Source organism: Desertihabitans aurantiacus, assembly GCF_003344635.1.
GTDB lineage: Bacteria > Actinomycetota > Actinomycetes > Propionibacteriales > Propionibacteriaceae > Desertihabitans > Desertihabitans aurantiacus.
This window is the reverse complement of record NZ_QPKK01000417.1, coordinates 1-2109: the sequence shown is the minus strand read 5'-3', so window position 1 is coordinate 2109 and position 2109 is coordinate 1. Positions and strand designations below refer to the sequence as shown.

Below are 2109 nucleotides of genomic sequence, written 5' to 3'. Positions count from 1 at the left end.
GGCGTCGACGTCGGCCTCGGCGCTGGCCGTGGTGGTGGCGTCGGCCAGGGCCGACGCCTCCGCCGCCGCCTGGGCCGCCGGGTCGTTGTCCGCGTCGGCCTCCGCAGACGCGCTCGCCGAGGCGCTCGCGTTCAGGTCGGCGTCCGTCTCGTCCTCGTTGCTGCCGTCGGCGTCGTTCGAGGCGCTGGCATCGGCCGAGGCCGCCGAGGACGAGTCGGACTCGGCCGTGGCCGCCGCCGCCGCCTCCGCCGCCGCGTCGTTGTCGTCGTCAGCGGTCGCCGCAGCGCTCGCCGTCGCATCGGCGTCCGCGGTGGCGTCGGCCTCGGAGGTCGACTGGGCCGCCGCGACCGAAGCCGCGTTCGGGTCGGCCTCGACGTCAGCCGAGGCGTCGCTGGAGGCGTCCTCGGTCGCCGCCGCGGAAGCGGCCGCGGTCGCATCGACATCAGCGGCCGCGCTCGAGTCGGTGGTGGCGTCGGCCAGGGCCGCCGCCTCTGCCGCCGCCTGGGCCGCCGGGTCGTTGTCGGCGTCCGAGGTCGCCGAGGCACTCGCCGAGGCGCTCGCGTTCACATCGGCGTCGGGGTCGGCCGCCGCATCGGGATCGGCACCCGCGTCGGGGTCGGCGTCGGCCGCACCCTCGACGCTCGCGTCGGCCGAGGCGTCGTCGGTCGAGGACGCGTCCGCGGCGACCGCAGCAGCGGCCTCGGCCGCCGAGGCGTCGTCGGCGTCCGCATCAGCCGAGCTGGCGCTGGTGGCGTCGGCGTTCGCGACCGCCTCGGCCTCACTGGTCGAGGTCGCCGCAGCCTGGGCCGCCGCGTTCGGGTCGGCCTCCACGTCAGCCGAGGCGTCGCTGGAGGCGTCCTCGGTCGCCGCCGCCTCAGCGGCCGCGGTGGCATCGACATCGGCCGCCGCACTCGCGGTGGTCGTCGCATCGGCCAGGGCCGCAGCATCAGCCGCCGCCTGCGCGGAGGGGTCGTTGTCGGCATCCGCAGTGGCCGAAGCCGCCGCCGACGCGCTGGCGTTCAGATCACCCTCGACATCGGCATCACTGCTGGCGTCGGCGTCGTCGGAGGCGCTGGCGGCCGCGGAGGCGTCGACCGATGACGTGGCATCGGCGGCCACCGAGGCCGCGGCCTGGGCCGCTGCGTCGTTGTCGTCGTCGGCCGTGGCCGTCGCCGCCGCGTTGGTGTCGGCGTTCGCGGTCGCGTCGGCATCCGAGGTCGAGGTCGCCGCAGCCACCGAGGCCGCGTTCGGATCGGCGTCCACGTCGGCCGAGGCATCCGTCGAGGCATCCTCGTCGGCTGCCGCCTGGGCGGCTGCGGCGGCGTCGACATCGGCCTCGGCGCTGGCGGTGGTCGTGGCGTCGGCCAGCGCCGCCGCCTCCGCCGCCGCCTCAGCCGCCGGGTCGTTGTCGGCATCGGCATCCGCCGACGCACTCGCCGAAGCGCTCGCGTTCACGTCCGCATCGGCGTCCGAGTCAGCCGCCACGCCGGGGTCGGCACCCGGATCCGGATCGGCACCCGCGTCGGGGTCGGCGTCGGCCGCACCCTCCACACTGGCATCGGCCGAGGCGTCCTCGCTCGATGACGCGTCCGCGGCGACCGCAGCAGCGGCCTCGGCCGCCGAGGCGTTGTCGGCGTCCGCATCGGCCGAGCTGGCGTTGGTGGCGTCGGCGTTCGCGACCGCCTCGGCCTCACTGGTCGAGGTCGCCGCAGCCTGGGCCGCCGCGTTCGGGTCGGCCTCCACATCGGCCGAGGCGTCGCTGGAGGCGTCGTCGGTGGCTGCCGCCTCAGCGGCCGCGGTGGCATCGGCATCAGCAGCCGCGCTCGCCGTGGTCGTCGCGTCGGCGAGCGCTGCGGCCTCCGCGGCGGCCTGGGCGGCCGGGTCGTTGTCGGCATCGGCCTCGGCGGAGGCCGCGGCCGCGGCGCTGGCGTTGAGGTCACCCTCGACATCGGCGTCGGTGGTGGCGTCCGCATCGTCGGATGCGCTGGCCTCGGCCGAGGCGTCAGAGGACGAGGTGGCGTCCGCGGCCACCGAGGCCGCGGCCTGGGCAGCGGCGTCGTTGTCGTCGTCGGCGGTCGCCGTCGAGGCGGCGCTGGCGTCGGCGTTCAG

The 2109-nt window shown here is 77.1% G+C and carries 1 pseudogene; it reads right to left on the bottom strand.

From position 1 onward, the window contains the following. Window positions 1–2109, bottom strand: a pseudogene (locus DVA66_RS19695) (hypothetical protein); the annotation flags it as partial.